This is a genomic window from Actinacidiphila polyblastidii, from assembly GCF_036353415.1.
Classification (GTDB): Bacteria; Actinomycetota; Actinomycetes; order Streptomycetales; family Streptomycetaceae; genus Actinacidiphila; species Actinacidiphila polyblastidii.
This window is the reverse complement of the sequence record NZ_JAZEWV010000032.1, coordinates 24803-41718: the sequence shown is the minus strand read 5'-3', so window position 1 is coordinate 41718 and position 16916 is coordinate 24803. Positions and strand designations below refer to the sequence as shown.

Genomic DNA, 16916 nt, shown 5'->3' with positions numbered 1-16916 from the left:
GGCTGCCGGCATCCCGACCGGTATGGACCCTATCCGGCCGCCGCCCGCAGCTCCCGCCGCAGGATCTTGCCGGTCGCGGTCTTCGGCAGCTCGCCGAGCACCTCGACCTCGCGCGGGTACTTGTACGCGGCAAGCCGCTCCCTGCAGTAGGCGACCAGCTGCGCGGCGTCGGCCTCGGCTCCCGGGCGCAGGCTCACGTACGCCTTGACGCTCTCGCCGCGGTAGGCGTCGGGGACGCCGACGACGGCCGCCTCGCGGACCGCGGGGTGGGTGTAGAGGACGTCCTCGACCTCGCGCGGCCACACCTTGAAGCCGGACGCGTTGATCATGTCCTTCTTGCGGTCGACGACGTAGAGCCAGCCGTCCTCGTCCATGAAGCCGATGTCGCCGGTGAGCAGCTCGCCGCCGGGGATGGCGGCGGCCGACTCCTGCGGCAGGTTCCAGTACCCGGGGACGACCATCGGCCCGCTGACGGCTATCTCGCCGTGCTCGCCGAAGGGCACCTCGGCGCCCGTGTCGTCCAGGATCCTGACCATGGTGCCGGGGCCCGGCACGCCCACCGCGAGGGTGCCCGACGCGGGGTCGACGGGCGCCTCGCTGCCGGGCGGCACGCTCGCGCAGGGCGCGGTGCACTCGGTGAGGCCGTAGCCGTTGGCCAGGTAGAGGCCGCCGGTGCGGGCGCGGAACCCCTCGACCACCGCGGGCGGCAGCGGCGCGCCGCCGGAGGAGATCAGCTGGAAGGACGCGAAGTCCTCCGCGGTCGCGTCCGGCCTGGCCAGCAGCGCCATGAAGGCGGTGGACGGGCCGACGGTGTAGGTCGGCCGGTGCTCGCGCAGTGCGTCGAGGACCACGCCCGGCTCGAACCGGTAGGCCAGCGCCACGGCGTAGCCGCCGGCGAGCGCGGCGCCCAGCTGGCAGACCATGCCGGTGATGTGGAAGAGCGGCGCGAGCGCGAAGTAGACCGCGTCGTCGTCGAAGTCCTGGAGCCGCACCTGGCGGTGGGCGTTGAAGGAGATGTTGCCGTGGGTGTTGAGGGCGCCCTTCGGCTTGCCGCTGGTGCCCGAGGTGTAGCTGATCAGCGCGATGTCGCCGGCCTGCGGCAGCGCGACGTCCGGCCGCGGTCCTGCGGCCGCGCGGGCGGCGGCCAGCACGTCGTGCGCGTCGGCCGCGGGCTGCCGCGCACCGGTCAGCACCCGCGGGTCGTCGCGGCTCTGCAGGTCGAACTCGCTGGCGGTGAGCGCGAACCGGACCGGTGTGCGCGCGGCGGCGTCCCGCACGTAGCCGTCCCAGGCGCGCTCGGAGCAGACGATTCCGGCGGCGGCGGCGTCGGTCAGGATGTGGGTGAGCTCCTGCGCCTTGTACATCGGGTTGACCGGGATGACCGCGCCGCCCGCCTTCCACGCGGCGAGCACGGCCACCGCGAACTGCGGCACGTTCTGCAGCATCACCGCGAGCCGGTCGCCTGCCGCGAAGCCGCGGCCGGCCAGGTACCGGGCCAGCCCGTCGGAGAGCGCGTCCAGTTCGCCGTACGTCAGCGCGCCGTCGAAGTAGTACAGCGCGGTCCGCTCGGGAACCCGTCCGGCGTGGTCCAGGAAGCTGTGCAGGACCGATGCCGGGTGCTCGACGGGCTCGCGCTGCTCCTCGGTGAAGTGCTTGAGCCAGGGCCGGTCCGCGTATCCGGTCATGCGCGCTCACCCTTCCCGTGCGGCGCGGACGCCTGCTGCGCCGACGCCTGCTCTGCCGATGCCTGCTGTGTGGCGGCGTGCTGCGCCTGGAGGTCCTCGTAGCCGCGCTGCAGCTTGTTCATGCCCCCGAGCCAGCGCTCGGGCTCCGCGGCGCGGGCGGCGTAGTAGTCCGCGACCTCGGGGTGCGGCAGGATCAGGAAGCGCTCGGCGGCGATGCCGTCGAGCACGGCCCGCGCGACGTCCTCCGGCTCGATGGCGCCCGGTCGCAGCACCAGGTCGCCCGCGGGCCCGGTGGCGTCGAGCATCGCGGTGCGCACGCCCTGCGGGCAGACGGCGTGCACGCGCACGCCGCGGTGGCGGTAGGTGAGCGACAGCCACTCCGCGAAGGCCAGCGCGCCGTGCTTGGTCACCGAGTACGGCGCCGCGCCGATCATCGTCAGCAGCCCGGCGGCCGAGACGGTGGACACGAAGCGGCCTTCGCCGCGCTCCAGCCATTCGGGGAGTACGGCGCGGGCGGCCCGCACATGGGCCATCACGTTGACGTCCCAGGCCAGCTCCCAGGCGGCGTCGTCGGCCTCGGGCCCGCCGCCGGTGCCGACGCCCGCGTTGGCGCAGAAGACGTCGATCCGGCCGCCCAGCGCGGTGCGGGCGGCCGGCACGATCGTGGAGGCGTCGCCGGGGACCACCGTGGCGTCGATCTCCGCGGCGACCTTCCGGGCGGCGTCCGCGTCGAGGTCGTTGACGGCCACCCGGGCGCCCTCGGCCGCGAATCGGCGGGCGAGGGCGGCTCCGATGCCCCCGCCGGCTCCGGTGACGACCACCCGGGCGTCACGCAGTGCTTCCACGACCACGACGTGTCTCCTTCGACTCGGCGTTCTCCGAGCCGCGGCGCCTCAGGCTGCGGCGCGGCTCCCGATCGCATACTAAGCGGTCGGTCACGCTTCCGGAAGGGCCGGTGGGGCGCGCCGGACTCGACCCGGCGGCTGCGTGAGTGCGGACGCCTCCGCGGTGGTGAGCGCGGGCGGCCCGCCGTCCGGCGCGCACGGCGACATCTGCCACGAGGAGCCGGCCCGCCGGGCGCCGCGGGCCGCGGGCCGGGTCCCCGATGGAGGACCCGGCCCGCGGTGTCGCGCACCGGGATCACCGGTGGGCGGGGAACTCCACGACCTGCTGGAAGGTGGGACGGTTCTGCCAGCTGATCCGGTCGTCCGTCACGCCGCCCAGCGGCCGCTGGACGATCGAGTCCGCGCACCACTGGTCGCCGGCCGAGCAGCCGCCGTCGTCACCCGGGTACACGGTGCTCGCCGGGACCGCCGCGGCCTGCTTCAACGTGGACAGCAGGACGTCGCGGCACGCCGCCAACTGCCCGCCGCCGCAGTACGTCTGCGCCAGTGCGCCCTGCACCGGCCGGCCGAGCACCTTGCGCAGGTCCTTGTCCGCGTAGGACCACCAGCCGTACTGGAACGCGCTGCCGGCGTGCGAGCCGGTCGGCCCGTGTCCGGCGGACGGCGACTCGTCGACGGTGAGGTCCGCGCCGAGGGCGTTGTAGAGGCCGGTGCCGAGACCGGGCGCGAACTCGCCCTGGACGAGCAGCGGCCACCACGCGTCCATCACCCGGATCGCGGCGGCGTCGGCGTACGCGTGCGAACCCGCCGACGTCTCGGTGCGCTTGGCGCCGGCCTGGCTCCATGCCGTCAACTGCTGCACGGCGGTGGCCTCCTGGGGGTCGGTGACCGGCGCAGAGCCGATCACCTGGAGCAGTTCGGGCAGCACGTCCTCACCGCGCAGGTCGGTGACCGCCGCGGACGCCATCGCCTTGACCAGCGCCGAGCGCGTGACGCCGCCCTGCTGGACGAGCGCCTTCACCCGGTCCTCCAGCAGGTCGGCGCGGTGCACCGAGCCGTCGCCGAAGCCGGCGGCGGTGTAGCCGGGGGCCTGCTTGTTGTTCCAGCTGATGTAGTAGTCCTGGTCCACCGACTGCGGATGCTGCGAAGGCGGCGTGTAGTCGGCGGTGTTGAGGGTCGGGTCCCAGCCGTGCCAGTCGTAGGCGGTCTGCGCCCACACCGGGAACGACGCGTCCACGCCCGAGGCGCGCACCGGGTTGGTGCCGCTGTTGTAGTAGGCGGTCTGCCGGGAGTCCGCGTAGAACCAGTTGAAGGTGTAGTTGATGTCCTGCGCCGCCCGCTGGAAGGACGCGGCGTCGTGCACGAAGGTCGGGTCGTTCAGCTCCTGGAAGCCGAGGATGGAGTCCGCCTCGTGCCGGTAGGAGCTGCGCAACTGCGTGTAGGCGACGGGTTTCCCGCCGACCGTGGCCCGGTACTCCACCGGTCCGTACGCGGTCCGCCACACCTGCATCCGGTAGGAGCCCGCGGCCGTGGAGTCCGCGGTGGTGGGCTTCCAGGAGTTGGTGCGCTCCAGTTTCTCCATCGGCACGCAACTGCCGTGGAAGAGGTAGTGCGTCGAGTCCTGGCACAGCTCGACCGCGTAGGTGTCGGTGACGTCCTGCGAGGCGGAGGTGGCGCTCCACGCGTAGTCCTGGCCGCGACCCAGCTCGACGTACATCCCCAGCCCGGCGAAGGACGCGCCGCGGGCGCTGATGCCGGGGCCCTGGAGCTCCTGGAGCATCAGCAACTGCGGGGCGAAGTAGCCGGTCTGCGGGCCGAAGACGGCGACTGGGTGCCCGCTGGCGGTGTGCGCGCCGCTCACCACCAGGGCGTTGGACATGCCCTTGCGCGGCGTGGCGAAGAGGTTCGAGGGCAGCACGCCCGGACTCCTGGTGGTCGCCTGGGTGGCGCCGCCGGTCGCGTCGTAGACGAGCGGCTCGGGGACGACGGAGCCGGGGTCCGGCAGCGCCTCCCCCTGCGGGTTCGAGGGTTTGCCCGCGTACGGGAAGCTGGTGCCGTCGTGCACGGTCGAGGTGGCCTCGGGGTCGTCCCGCTCGCGGAAGGACTCCCAGACCTGGGTGCCCTGCGCGACGCCGTACCGCTGCTGCGCCGCCGCCAGCGACAGCGCGGACTGCACCTCTCCGCCGCCGCCGGTGCCGAACAGCGCGCCGATCACCGAGGCGAGGGCGATCAGGTCGGTCAGCTGGAAGGGGTCGATGGTGCCCGCGTTGGTGATCGCGTCGACGTGCCCGGTGAGCACGTACTCGCCAGGGAAGTAGCGGCCGTTCTTCGAAGCGGTGATGTAGGCGTTGATGCCGTCGACGTACGCCTGCGCGTCGGCGAGCGCCTGCTGGCCGCGGGAGCCGCCCTGCTGGGCCAGCCAGTCGACCTGGGACTGCAGGTCGGCCTCGGTGTACGGGGCCTGCCGCCAGAACTCCTGCTCCAGGCCGCGGTTGGCGGCCGCGCCGCCGGCGAAGGAGGACAGCTCGCCGCGGCCGACGTGCCGGAAGAGGTCCATCAGCCACAGCCGGTCCTGCGCGGCCGCGTAACCCGCGCCGAACTCGGTGCCGGAGCGGGTGGTGCCCTTGATGTGGGGGATGCCGGACTTCTTGTCCCGGGTGATGGTGACGTCGGAGCGGGGGATGGTCACCGAGGCGACCTGGTTCGAAGGCACCCCGAACGACGAGGAGTTGAAGAAGTCGGTGATCGTCGCGTCGGTGACGCCGGGGTAGCCCGTGGCCAGCGACGCGTAGGGGCCGAGCTGGTCCATGGTGTGGTCGGGACGGGTTCCGAAGACCTTGTTGGCCAGGATGTCGGCGAGGGTGGCGTTGCCGTTCTCGCCGGGCGGGAGGATGTCCGCGCACTGACCGCCGCAGTAGTCGGTGGTCGCGTCGGCCGCGTGGGCGGCCAGGGGGACGGGGGCCACCAGGGTGGCCGCGAGGGCCAGTAGGGCGGCCGCGGTCGCTGTGCGCAGGCGACCCAGCTTTCTGAGCGTGCCGATCGGTCGTGGGGTCCGCAGCGGCATGTCTGCTCCTTCCGGATGCCGGTGCGCGGAGGTTACCGCCGGTACGCCGACCCCGGAAGATGAACATACGTCAACTTTTTCCGCGGGCCGGGCCGGTGCGCGCCGGCCCGGCGCCGCGAACCCCCGCCGCCTGCGGTTATGCCGCGACGCGCAGCACGAAGACACCCCAGCCCATGTAGCGCCGGTTGTAGGTGAGGTGGGTGCGGCGGGCGTGGTCGAGGAACAGCCGCATGTCCGCGGCGTCCGGATGCCCCGGGTCGGCGCGCAGCCAGTCGGAGATCGTGAGCCACTGCGAGGCGGCGTAGCGGTCCCAGCTGTCGCCGTCGGCCAGCACCATCTCGACGAGCTCCATCCCGGCCGCCTCGAACCGGTCCAGCGTCCCGGCGAGCGAGGCGAAGTCGTCCGGCTCGACCTCGTTCGCCTCGTACGCCTCGGGCGGCACGTCCTCGGTCCAGTACGGCTCGCCGATCAGCATCAGGCCGCCCGGCCGCAGCGCCGGCCGCAGCAGCTCGATGGTCCCCGCGAGCCCGCCGCCGATCCACGTCGCCCCGACACACGACACCACGTCGTACGCCGCCGGCTCCGCCCGGTACGCCCCCGCGTCGCCCCGCTCGAAGCCCACCCGGTCCGCCACCCCCAGCTCGACCGCCCGCTCCCTGGCCGCCGTGAGGAACACCTCGCTGAGGTCCACCCCGACACCCCCGATCCCGTACCGCTCGGCCCACCGGCACAGCATCTCCCCCTTCCCGCACGCCAGATCCAGCTGCCGCTGCCCCTCCCGCAGCCCGCACACCTCCCCGAGCAGCATCAGCTTCTCCTCGGTGATCGGATTCAGGATGCGGTGCCGGGACTCGGAGATCTCGTGGTGTCGCAGGCTCATACGGGGTCCTCGCGGAAGCGGTCCAGTGGGTGGCCGGTGGCCTGCCGGCCGGGGTAACGGTCCCAGGCCGGTGGCCTGCCGGCCGGGCTGACGGTCGCGGGCATGCTGCCCGATCATCCGACACGGTGCCACCGTTTATCCACGCCGCGCGCGTGACCACGGCTCCCGCCGCCCGGGGGGCGCCTCCAGCCGGGCCGCGCGGCCGACGGGCGCGACCCGCCGCCCGGGGGGCGGACGGCTGCCAACTGGCCCGGCCGCAGGCCGTGACGCGCCGCCCAGCCCCCGACGGGCCGCGCGGGCGCCGGCCGCGATCCACCGCCGGGGGCAGACCGGCTGCGGCCGTGATCCGCCGCCCAGGGCGGACCGGCTGCCGCCGCCTGGCCGCGCGGCCGCGGCCCTGTGGCGGCCGAAGGCAAAGCAGGCCGGGCACGGCAGCCCTGCGGCGGACCTGCCGAGCACACCAAGCCGCCCCCGCTGGCCCGCGCGGACGCGGCCTCGTCCAGCCGAAGGCAAAGCAGGCCGGCCCGGCGTGCCCGCAGCCGACCGGCCGGGGCACACCCCGGCCGCCCCGCGCGGGCGCAGGCCTCCTCCGGCCGAAGGCCGAATCGGCCGGGACGGCTGCCCGCGGGGCGATCCGCCGGGGTCGGGGTGGCTGACGCCGTGCGTGCGGGTCGGTGGTGTGGCTTCCCCCGGTAGGGGGTATGGCCGTTACCGCTCGGTAGTGCGAGGATCGCGCCGGGCCGCGGGCGGCGCGGATTTCCGGGCGGGGCGGGCGAAGGGCGGACGGCATGGGCGAGTTGCACGATCTGACGGCAGTGGAGCAGGCCGCGGCCGTTCGCGACGGCTCCCTCTCCCCGGTCGAGCTGACCGACCACTATCTGGCCAGGATCGAGCGGCACGGCGCCACGCTCGGCGCGTTCATGACGGTGACCGCGGAGATCGCCCGCAAGCAGGCCGCGGAGGCCGAGGCACAGGCGGTCGCCGCGCGCCGGGAGGGCGGCGCACTGCCCCCGCTGCACGGCGTCCCGGTACCGGTGAAGGACCTCAACATGGTCGCGGGGGTGCGCTGCACCTTCGGCAGCGCCGCCTTCTCCGACTTCGTGCCGGACGTCGACGACCACGTCGTGACGCTGCTGCGGGCGGCCGGCACGATCCTGCTCGGCAAGACGAACACCCCCGAGTTCGGGCTGCCGGCGTACACCGAGAACCGCCTCGCGCCGCCCGCCCGCACCCCGTGGGACCTGACGCGCTCGGCCGGCGGTTCCAGCGGCGGCGCGGCGGCCGCGGTCGCCGCCGGGCTCGCCCCGCTCGCGCAGGCCAGCGACGGCGGCGGCTCGATCCGCATCCCCGCGTCCGCCTGCGGACTCTTCGGCATCAAGCCGAGCCGCGGCCGCGTCAGCATGGGGCCGGTGCAGCACGACGTGACCGGACTCAGCACCTCGGGCCCGCTGGCCCGTACCGTCGCCGACGCCGCCACGCTGCTCGACGTGCTGACGGGACCGATGCCCGGAAGCCCGTACGGCGCCCCCTCGCTGCCGCCCGGCGAGACCTTCGCCGCGTACGCCCGCAGGGAGCCGGGGCGGCTGCGGATCGCCGCGCTGCCGCAGCCGCCGATCCCGGGGGTCGGGCTGCACCCGGACTGCCGGGCGGCCCACGACGCGGCCGCCGACCTGCTGCGCGAGCTGGGCCACGAGGTCGACGAGCTGGAGCTGCCCGTCGACGAGTCGGTCAAGAAGGTCTTCGAGGCCGTGTGGTCGGTGCTGGCCGCGATGCGCCCGGTCCCGCCGCAGCACCAGGAGCTGCTGATGCCGCTGACCCGGCATCTGCGGGCGGCCGGCGCCGGGGTCGGCGGCGTGGACTTCGCCGGCGCGCTCTACGCCTTCCGCGCCCTGGGCCAGCTGATCGCCGACGCGCTGCTCTCCTCGTACGACGTGCTGCTCTCCCCCACGCTGGCGCAGCCGCCCAGCCTGGTCGGCGGGCTGCGCGACGACGCGGACCCCTCGGCGGAGTTCGAGGCGATGGGACGTTTCACGCCCTTCACCCCGCTATACAACGCGACCGGGCAGCCCGCGGTCAGCCTCCCCCTGCACTGGACGGAGGACGGCCTGCCGATCGGCGTGATGCTGGGCGGCCGCTACGGCGAGGACGCGACGCTCGTCTCGCTCTCCGCGCAGCTGGAACAGGCCAGGCCGTGGGCGGACCGGCGGCCGCCGGTGTGGACGGCGTAGCGCGCGAGGGGCCGGGCACGGGAACAGCCGGGGCACACGGACCTCGGGGCGCGGGGCGTTGACAGGCCGGACGACCGGAACCATGCTGCTGAGCAAGCGCTTGGTAACCCGAACCGGAGGCCCTTCCCATGTCGCAGCAGCCCCGCGTCTTCGCCTCGCCCGACGAACTGCGCGCCGCCGTCGGCGAGCAGCTCGGCTGGACCGAGTGGCTGGAGATCGAGCAGAAGCGGATCGACCAGTTCGCGGAGGCCACCGGCGACCACCAGTGGATCCACGTCGACCCCGAGCGCGCCGCGGGCGGACCCTTCGGCACGACCATCGCGCACGGCTTCCTGACCTTGTCGCTGATCCCCTCGCTGACCCCGCAGCTGTTCCGGGTCGAGGGCGTGAAGATGGGCGTCAACTACGGCGTCAACAAGGTGCGCTTCCCCGCCTCCGTACCGGTGGGGTCGCGGCTGCGCGGGACTGCGGTGATCGCCGAGGTGACCGAGGCGGGCGGCGGCATCCAGCTGGTGACCCGGGTGACGATCGAGCGCGAGGGCGGCGAGAAGCCGGTGTGCGTCGCGGAGACGGTCGCGCGCTTCTACCTGTGACGAACGGCTCCGTCGGTGGGAATCCGGTTCCGGCCGGGGCCCAGCCGGAACCGGGGTCAGTCCGCCTGGCGGACCATGCGCAGGACGAGGTCGGCGTAGAGCGCGCCGACCTCGTCGGGCGTCCTGCGGCCCTCCGGGTTGAACCAGCGGGCCACGTCGATGCAGAGCGACAGCACTGCGAGCGTGGTGCCCGACACCTCGGGCACGTCGAAGACGCCCTCGGTGACGCCTTCCTTGATGATCGAGCGGATCGCGTCCTCGCTCTGCCGGCGCAGCGCCACGATCTCCGTGTAGTGCTCGGGCGCCAGCGCCCCCAGCTCGTACTGGACGACCCGGCCCGTGGTGTGGTGCTCGGCGTGCCAGCGGACGAACGCGCGGACCGCGCCCGCCAGCCGCTCGGCGGCGCCGCCTCCGGCGTCCCTGGCCTCGGCGAGCATCGCCAGCGAGCGCTGGTGGCCGACCTTGCTGATCTGGTAGAGCAGCTCTTCCTTGGTCTTGTAGTGGATGTAGAGCGCGGCGGGGCTCATGCCCGCCCGTCCGGCGATGTCGCGGGTGGTGGTCGCGTGGTAGCCGCGCTCGGCGAACGCCTGCACCGCGGCGACCACCAGCCGCCTCGCGGCGTCGGGGGTGATGTCTCCCCACGCCTCGCCGGTTGCCGCCTCCGCAGTCATCGCGCGCTCCTCCCACCGGTCCGTTGACAGGGTCACACCCTACCCGGAAGGTGAGCAAGCGCTTAGATACTAAGCAGTAGCTTATGTCAGGTCGGTCCGGCCGCCGCCACGCGGCGCGGTGCCACCCGGCGCCGGGCTGCCCGGCCACCGCTCAGAAGGCGGACACCCCGGTCAGCGCCCGTCCGATCAGCAGCTTGTGTATCTGGCTGGTCCCCTCGTACAGGGTCATCACCCGGGCGTCCCGCAGCAGCTTCCCCGCCGGGTACTCGTCGATGTAGCCGTAGCCGCCGAAGACCTGCAGCGCGTTGTTGGCGCAGCGCACGGCGGCCTCGCTCGCGTACAGCTTGGCGACCGAGGACTCGGTGGCGAAGGGCAGCCCGCGGTCGATCAGGTCGGCGACCCGCCAGGTGAGCAGCCGCGCGGCGTCCACGTCCACCGCGATGTCGGCCAGCAGCTCCTGGACCAGCTGGCGGCCGGCGATCGGCGCGCCGAACTGCTCGCGCTGCCCCGCGTACGCCACCGCCGCGTCCAGGCACGCCTGCGCGATCCCCACGCAGCCCGCCGCGACCGACATCCGGCCCTTGGCGAGCGCGGACATCGCCACCGAGAAGCCCTTGCCGACCGGGCCCAGCACGGCGTCGGCCGGCACCCGCACCTCGTCCAGCACCAGTTCCGCGGTGGCCTGGCCGCGCAGGCCGAGCTTGCCGTGGATCTCACGCCGGGTCAGGCCCGGGGTGTCGGCCGGCACCAGGAAGGCGCTGACGCCGCGGTGGCCTTCGCCGCCGGTGCGGGCGAAGAGCAGCACCACGTCGGCCCAGGTGCCGTTGGTGATGAACATCTTGCTGCCGGTGATCACGTAGTCGCCGCCGTCGCGGACCGCGCGGGTGGTGAGGTTGGCGGCGTCGGAGCCCGTACCCGGCTCGGTCAGCCCGAAGCAGCCGACCGCCTCGCCGGACGTCAGCCGCGGCAGCCACCGCGCCTTCTGCGCCTCGTCGCCCCAGTGCGCGACGGACTTCGCCACCAGGCCGAGGGAGACCGAGACGATGCCGCGCACCGAGGAGTCGCCGCGGCCCAGCTCCTCGGTCACCAGGCAGTACGCGAGGTGGTCGCCGCCCGAGCCGCCGTACTGCTCCGGGATGGTCAGACCGAGGAAGCCGACGTCGCCGAGCTTCTTGACGATGCCCCGGTCCACGCTCTCCGCGCGGTCCCACTCCACCGCGTGCGGGCTGATCTCGCGCGCGGTGAAGTCCCTGGCCAGCTCCTTCGCCGCGGCCTGCTCCTCGGACAGCTCAAGGTTCACTGCGACACCCGGACCCCTTCGCCCCCTTCGAAACTACCACCGCTAGTTTTCTGGCGGCAGCCTCTACTATGTGCCGCATGGCCCGCCCCCGCAAGCCCCTGCTCAGCCGCGACCGCATCGTCACGGCGGCGCTCGGCCTGATCGACGAGGAGGGGCTCGCGGCCCTGTCGACACGGCGACTCGCCGCCGTGCTGGGAGTCAGCGGACCGTCCCTCTACAACCACTTCGCCACCAAGGAGGCGATCCTCGACGCCGCCGCGGACACGGTGACCGGCCAGGTCGACCTGTCGATGTTCGGCGACGGCACCGACTGGCGGACCGCGCTGCTGCGCTGGGGCCGCTCCTACCGGGCCGCGCTGTCCGACCATCCGAACATCGTGCCGCTGCTCGCCACCGGGCCCGGCCTCCGCCCCGCCGGGCTGAGGATGGCCGACGCCGTCTTCGGCGGCATGGTCGAGGCGGGCTGGCCGCCCGCCCAGGCCACCCGGATCGGCGCGCTGATGCGGTACTTCGTCACCGGCTCCGCCCTCGGCTCCTTCGCGGCCGGCTTCGTCGGCGACGCGCAGGCCTACGACCCGGCGGACTACCCGCACCTCGGCCAGGCGCACCTGCTGGCCCGCCATCAGGAACGCGTGGACAACGCCGCCTTCGAGACCGGCCTGCGCGCCCTGGTCGACGGACTGGACCTCCAGTTCAGGGCCGCGGTGAAATAATTCCGGGTGGGGGTGCGCGGTACCGGGGAGGATGGCGTCCATGCCGACGACAGCGCACACACCACCACACCGGCCCGACCGGGAGAGCGAGGCGGCGAAGGGCGACGCGGCGCAGGCCCCGGACGGGCGGGGGGACGCGCCCACCCGCGCCGACGGACTCGTCCAGGTCGATTACCACAAGTACGACGGCACGCTGCACTGGAACCTGAGGATGCGGCGGCTCGGCGAGGACCGGCACGGCGTCTGGCTGGGACTGCCCGCCGACAGCGTGATGCGCAAGGGCCACGCGCCCGCGGTCCCGCTGGCCGAGGCGCACGTCATCCTCTTCCCGCGTGACGCCTGGTGGACCGCGGCCTTCAACGCGGCGCCGCGCAGCACCGAGATCTACTGCGACATCACCACCCCGCCGCGCTGGCCCGCGCCCGACGACGTGACCATGGTCGACCTGGATCTCGACGTGCTGCGCAAGCGCGGCAAGGTGCTGCCGCTGCTGGTGGACGAGGACGAGTTCGCGGAGCACCAGGTGCGGTACGGCTATCCGCCGGAGGTGGTCGCCGCGGCGGAGGAGTCGGCGCGGTGGCTGATGGACGCGGTCAGGGAGGGTGCGGGCCCCTTCGGCGGGGCGCACGAACGCTGGCTGGCCATGGTGGCGTGAGCGCGACGCGGTCGCCGGTGGCCGGGTGGCCGGGCGTGGCGGCCGGGGGCGGACGGCCCGGCGGGACGGCGGGCCCGCGGGTCAGAAGACGACCAGGGCCCGGCCGCCACGGCCTGCCGTCATGGCCTCGAACGCCGCCGGGATGCCGTCGAGGCCGATCCGGTCGGTCACCATGGCGGACAGGTCGAGACGGCCGGCCCTGACGTGCTCGGCGAGGACGGGGAGGTCCTTGGACGGGTCGCAGTTGCCGTACACGCAGCCTGACAACGTGCGGCCGAAGTAGAAGAGTTCCAGCGCCGAGAAGGTCACCTGCTGGTCCTGCCCGCCGATGCCCACGACCGTCGTGCGGCCGCCGCGCCGGGTGGCCGACCACGCGGTGCGGATGGTGTCGGCGCGGCCGACGCACTCGATGGCCACGTCGGCCCCGAACCCGCCGGTGAGCGCGCGGATGCGCTTCGCGGTGTCCTTGCCGTCGGGCGAGGCGGCCAGGAAGTCGGTGGCGCCCGCGGCCCTGGCCAGCTCCTCCTTGGCCGGGGAGACGTCCACCGCGATGATCCGTCCCGCGCCCGCGATCCGGGCGGACTGCAGCACGGCGAGGCCGACCCCTCCGACGCCGAACACCGCGACGCTCTCGCCGCCGCGCACCGCCGCCGAGTGGTGCACCGCGCCGTAGCCGGTGAGCACCGCGCAACCGAGCAGCGCGGCGTCGGTCAGCGGAATGCCGTCGGGCAGCGGCAGCACGGCGCTCGCGCCCACGACGGTCTCCTCGGCGAAGGCGGCGGTGCCCAGCCCCGGGTAGAGGGCGCCGCCGTCGGCGGCGAGCGTCGCGTACGGGACCGCGGCGGCGTTGCCCGCGCGGGCGCACAGCCAGGGTTCGCCGAGGCCGCAGAAGTGGCAGTCGCCGCACGCGGGAGCCCAGTTGAGCACCACGCGGTCGCCGGGTGCGACATGGCCGACGCCCTCCCCGACGGAGACGACCGTGCCGGCCCCCTCGTGGCCGAGCACGGCGGGCGCGGGCTGGCGCAGGGTGCCGTTGGAGAGCGACAGGTCCGAGTGGCACACGCCGGCGGCGGCGAGCCGCACCCGCACCTGACCGGGCCCCGGCGCGGGCAGGTCGATCTCGGTGACGGTCAGCGGGGCGTTGACGGCGGGCAGGACGGCGGCGCGGACCACGGGATCTCCTAGCGGTTCATCGCGGGCGGCTGGGCGGCTGGACGGCGGGAGGCTGGGGGCTGGGGCTGGGGAGCTGGACCAACGGGATCAGAACTGGAGCGACTTGGTCTGCAGGTACTCCGCGAGGCCGTGGGCGCCCAGCTCGCGCCCGACACCCGACTGCTTGTAGCCGCCGAACGGCGCGCGCGGGTTGAACCGGCCGCCGTTGATGTCCACCTGGCCGGTGTCCATCCGGCGGGCGAAGGCGACCGCGGTCTCCTCGTCGGGACCCCAGACCGCGCCGGCCAGCCCGTAGACCGTGCCGTTGGCGATCCGGAGCGCGTCCTCCTCGTCCTGGTAGCGGATGAGCACGACGACCGGGCCGAAGATCTCCTCCTGGGCGACGGTCGCCTCCGGTTCGACGTCGGCGAGCACGGTCGCCCGCACGTAGTAGCCGGTGCCGAGGTCCTCGGGTGCGTCGGGGCCGCCCGCGACGATCCGCGCGCCGTCCTCGGCGCCCTTGCGGATGTAGCCGCGCACCCGGTCGCGCTGCCGGGCGTTGACCACCGGGCCGAGGCGCTCGCCCGGCCGGTACTTGGCGGCCGCGGCGGCGGCCAGCTCCACCGCCTCGTCGTAGCGCTCGGCGTCCACCAGCATGCGGGTCCAGGCGCTGCACGTCTGGCCGGAGTTGGCGAACACGTTCGCCAGGCTGACGTTGACCGCGCGGGGTAGGTCGGCGCCGGGCAGGATGACGCTCGCCGACTTGCCGCCGAGTTCGAGGGCGACGCGCTTGACCGCGCCGCCCGCCGCCGCGCCGATGCGGCGCCCGACGGCGGTGGAGCCGGTGAACGAGACGAGGTCAACCCCCGGGTGCTCCGCGAGCGCCTGCCCGGCGACCGGGCCGAGCCCGGTGACCAGGTTGAACACGCCGGCGGGCAGCCCGGCGGCCGCGAGGATCTCCGCGAAGAGCTGGGCGACCAGCGGGGTGTCCTCGGCGGGCTTGAGCACCACGGTGCAGCCCGCCGCCAACGCCGGCGCGACCTTGGCGACGATCTGGTGCAGCGGGTAGTTCCAGGGGGTGATCGCGCCGACCACGCCCACCGGCTCCTGGTAGACCCGCGAGTTGCCGACCTTCTCCTCGAAGGGGTGCTCGGCGGCCAGGTCGGCGAAGGTGCCCATGACGGCGGTCGGCATGTCGGTGTGCACCGCGGCGGCGAAGGCCGCCGGCGCGCCCAGCTCCGCCTGGACGGTGGCGACGATGTCGGCCCTGCGCGCGGCCATCAGGTCGCGGACCGCGGCCAGGACCGCGCCGCGCCGGGCCGGCGGGGTGGCCGCCCAGCCGGGCAGCGCGGCGCGCGCCGCCCGTACGGCGTCGTCGACGTCCTGCGCGGTGCCCGCCGGGACCTGGCCGACGACCTTCTCGGTCACCGGGTCGATCACGTCGATGTGCTCGCCGCCGGAGGCGAGCCGCCACTGGCCGCCGACGAACAGGCCGTCGCGGCCCTGATGGACGCGCCCGGCGCCCTCCGGCTCCTGCTGCTTGGTCTCGTCGGCCACTGCGCCGCCTCCCGGGTCGCCCGCTGGGTGTCGTCCAGCGCCCAAACTAGCGCTGTTAGTTTTGTCTGGCCAGGGGGCGCCGGGTGCCGTCGGTCACCCGCGCCGGACCACCGCACCCGGCTGCGGCCCCGGACCGCCGCACCCGACCACCGCACCGGCCGTCCGCACGGCACCGGGGATGGGCGGCCAGGGGTCACGCCATCACCGTGCCCAGGTACGCGCGCAGCAGCTGCTTGGTCTCGGCGATCACCCGCGGGTCCCCGGCCGGCGCGGTGCGGAAGGCCAACTGCAGCGCGGCGTCCGCGGTCTCCACGGCGACCACCAGCGCGAGGCGCAGCCGCGGGTCGGCGGCGTCGGTGGTCAGCCGGTCGCCGAGCAGCGCGGGGAGCCGGTCGGCGAGGTCCTCGTTGGTCTCCCCCGGCACCCCGAAGTCCACCAGCGCGAAGCCCGGCGCGGTGCGCTTCATGGCCGTGTACTCGTCGACCAGGACATCGACCGCGGTGCGCCAGTCCGCGCCGGTCGCGGGTTCGCCCAGGCGGGCGGCGGCGCGGTGCAGGAAGTCGTCGAGGTTGCGGTGCGCGAGGGCGTCGGTCATCGCGCGCTTGTCGGAGAAGAACCGGTACACCGAGCCGATCGGCACGCCCGCGCGGGCCGCGACCGCGCGGGTGCTCAGCCGCTCGTAGCCGACCTCGTCCAGCTCACGGGCGCAGGCGTCCAGGATCCGGGCCAGCCGCTCGGCGCTGCGCCGCTGCACGGGGACGCGGCGCAGGCCGCCGTCTGCGCCGCGCGGGTCCCCGGGGGACGGCACGGCGCTCAGGCCCCGGTCGCGAGCGCGTCGAAGAGCACGCGCAGGTCGGCGAGCGCCTCCTGCAGCGCTTCGCGCGGGTCGTCGGCGCGCGCGATGGCCATGGCGCTCTCGCTCAGGCCCCCGTAGAGGATCGAGGTCAGCGGCTCTGCGGGCCGGGGCGCGATCGCCCCCCGCCTGATCGCGCGGGCGATCCCGCGCAGGGTCAGGTCGCGGCAATTGACGCCGAGTTCGCGCATCGCCTCCCAGCCGACGGCGCCGGGCGCGTCGAAGAGCGTGATCCGCTGCACCTCGGGGTCGAGCGACGCCTCCAGATAGGCGCGGCCGCCCTGGAACACCGCCTCCCAGGGATCGTCCTCCCGCAGGTACGCGGCCGTGACGGTGTCGGCGAGCCGCTGCTGCTCGCGGGCGTAGACGGCGCCGAAGAGCTGCCGCTTGCCCGCGAAGTGGTGGTAGAGGGCGCCCTTGGTGACCCCCGCCCGTTCGCAGACGGCGTCCAGGGAGGCGGCGGTGTAGCCCTCCGCGGCGAAGAGCGCGCGGGCGGCCGCGAGCAGGTCCTCGACCGTGGCGTCCGAGCGCTCCCGCTGCCGCCGCCCCGCGACGGGCGCGACTCCCCCGCGTGCGGCCGCGGCCGCGGGACCGGCCGCGCCCTGCCGGCTTCCGGAGCCTGTGCGCGCTGCTGCCACGGGCCACCCTCCTGTCGTACGGGATGCGGGTCCACCCTAGCCAACCGCTCGCCCCTTGACAGTCACATACCTTCGGTATGTA

The 16916-nt window shown here is 74.4% G+C and carries 14 protein-coding genes; 4 read left to right on the top strand and 10 right to left on the bottom strand.

What is annotated here, in order from left to right; genetic code table 11:
* Window positions 1-29 precede the first annotated feature (29 nt).
* The 4 genes from V2S66_RS27240 to V2S66_RS27225 form a co-directional block, all read right to left on the bottom strand.
* Entirely contained in the window at window positions 30-1685 is a 1656-nt protein-coding gene (locus V2S66_RS27240; RefSeq protein ID WP_330799356.1) for an AMP-binding protein, read from the bottom strand.
* Entirely contained in the window at window positions 1682-2530 is an 849-nt protein-coding gene (locus tag V2S66_RS27235) for an SDR family oxidoreductase (RefSeq protein WP_330799391.1), read from the bottom strand. The genes V2S66_RS27240 and V2S66_RS27235 overlap by 4 nt, the downstream gene beginning before the upstream one ends.
* A gap of 295 nt (window positions 2531-2825) precedes the next feature.
* Window positions 2826-5594, bottom strand: a complete 2769-nt coding sequence (locus V2S66_RS27230; RefSeq protein WP_330799355.1) for a penicillin acylase family protein — start codon at window positions 5592-5594, stop codon at window positions 2826-2828.
* Between the two features lie 136 nt (window positions 5595-5730).
* The gene (locus V2S66_RS27225; protein ID WP_330799354.1) at window positions 5731-6474 is read right to left on the bottom strand and encodes an SAM-dependent methyltransferase; all 744 of its coding nucleotides are present in this window, start codon (window positions 6472-6474) and stop codon (window positions 5731-5733) included.
* 788 nt (window positions 6475-7262) lie between these two features.
* On the opposite strand from V2S66_RS27225, the gene V2S66_RS27220 reads away from it, so the two are divergent.
* Window positions 7263-8702 carry an amidase gene (locus tag V2S66_RS27220; protein ID WP_330799353.1) on the top strand — a complete coding sequence of 480 codons (1440 nt, stop codon included), beginning with the start codon at window positions 7263-7265 and terminating at the stop codon, window positions 8700-8702.
* Window positions 8703-8830: 128 nt separating this feature from the next.
* Window positions 8831-9295: a MaoC family dehydratase gene (locus V2S66_RS27215; RefSeq protein WP_330799352.1), complete on the top strand. Its 465-nt coding sequence runs from the start codon at window positions 8831-8833 to the stop codon at window positions 9293-9295.
* A 56-nt stretch (window positions 9296-9351) separates the two neighbouring features.
* Here the strand turns inward: V2S66_RS27215 and V2S66_RS27210 are convergent, their stop codons facing one another.
* A complete protein-coding gene (locus V2S66_RS27210) occupies window positions 9352-9966 on the bottom strand; it encodes a TetR/AcrR family transcriptional regulator (protein ID WP_330799351.1) in 615 nt (204 codons plus the stop codon).
* Between the two features lie 151 nt (window positions 9967-10117).
* Window positions 10118-11266, bottom strand: coding sequence for an acyl-CoA dehydrogenase family protein (locus V2S66_RS27205; RefSeq protein ID WP_330799350.1), 1149 nt, complete (start codon window positions 11264-11266; stop codon window positions 10118-10120).
* A 77-nt stretch (window positions 11267-11343) separates the two neighbouring features.
* On the opposite strand from V2S66_RS27205, the gene V2S66_RS27200 reads away from it, so the two are divergent.
* Both V2S66_RS27200 and V2S66_RS27195 read left to right on the top strand, forming a co-directional pair.
* Entirely contained in the window at window positions 11344-11979 is a 636-nt protein-coding gene (locus V2S66_RS27200) for a TetR/AcrR family transcriptional regulator (RefSeq protein ID WP_330799349.1), read from the top strand.
* Between the two features lie 40 nt (window positions 11980-12019).
* The gene (locus V2S66_RS27195) at window positions 12020-12634 is read left to right on the top strand and encodes a DUF402 domain-containing protein (protein ID WP_330799348.1); all 615 of its coding nucleotides are present in this window, start codon (window positions 12020-12022) and stop codon (window positions 12632-12634) included.
* 81 nt (window positions 12635-12715) lie between these two features.
* On the opposite strand, the gene V2S66_RS27190 is transcribed toward V2S66_RS27195, so the two are convergent.
* The 4 genes from V2S66_RS27190 to V2S66_RS27175 all read right to left on the bottom strand — a co-directional run bounded on the left by V2S66_RS27190 (window position 12716) and on the right by V2S66_RS27175 (window position 16834).
* Complete coding sequence (locus tag V2S66_RS27190) at window positions 12716-13807, bottom strand: Zn-dependent alcohol dehydrogenase (protein ID WP_330799346.1); 1092 nt, start codon at window positions 13805-13807, stop codon at window positions 12716-12718.
* A gap of 87 nt (window positions 13808-13894) precedes the next feature.
* A complete protein-coding gene (locus V2S66_RS27185) occupies window positions 13895-15277 on the bottom strand; it encodes an aldehyde dehydrogenase family protein (protein ID WP_413966492.1) in 1383 nt (460 codons plus the stop codon).
* 259 nt (window positions 15278-15536) lie between these two features.
* Window positions 15537-16151: a TetR/AcrR family transcriptional regulator gene (locus V2S66_RS27180; protein ID WP_330799344.1), complete on the bottom strand. Its 615-nt coding sequence runs from the start codon at window positions 16149-16151 to the stop codon at window positions 15537-15539.
* A gap of 5 nt (window positions 16152-16156) precedes the next feature.
* Window positions 16157-16834, bottom strand: coding sequence for a TetR/AcrR family transcriptional regulator (locus tag V2S66_RS27175; RefSeq protein WP_330799343.1), 678 nt, complete (start codon window positions 16832-16834; stop codon window positions 16157-16159).
* Between the last annotated feature and the right edge of the window lie 82 nt (window positions 16835-16916).

Excerpts from the sequence above, each read along its gene's own strand:
- V2S66_RS27200 (WP_330799349.1), top strand. The coding sequence starts at position 11,344 with ATGGCCCGCCCCCGCAAGCCCCTGCTCAGCCGCGACCGCATCGTCACG.
- V2S66_RS27225 (WP_330799354.1), bottom strand. The coding sequence starts at position 6,474 with ATGAGCCTGCGACACCACGAGATCTCCGAGTCCCGGCACCGCATCCTG.
- V2S66_RS27215 (WP_330799352.1), top strand. The coding sequence starts at position 8,831 with ATGTCGCAGCAGCCCCGCGTCTTCGCCTCGCCCGACGAACTGCGCGCC.
- V2S66_RS27210 (WP_330799351.1), bottom strand. The coding sequence starts at position 9,966 with ATGACTGCGGAGGCGGCAACCGGCGAGGCGTGGGGAGACATCACCCCC.
- V2S66_RS27230 (WP_330799355.1), bottom strand. The coding sequence starts at position 5,594 with ATGCCGCTGCGGACCCCACGACCGATCGGCACGCTCAGAAAGCTGGGT.
- V2S66_RS27240 (WP_330799356.1), bottom strand. The coding sequence starts at position 1,685 with ATGACCGGATACGCGGACCGGCCCTGGCTCAAGCACTTCACCGAGGAG.
- V2S66_RS27220 (WP_330799353.1), top strand. The coding sequence starts at position 7,263 with ATGGGCGAGTTGCACGATCTGACGGCAGTGGAGCAGGCCGCGGCCGTT.
- V2S66_RS27195 (WP_330799348.1), top strand. The coding sequence starts at position 12,020 with ATGCCGACGACAGCGCACACACCACCACACCGGCCCGACCGGGAGAGC.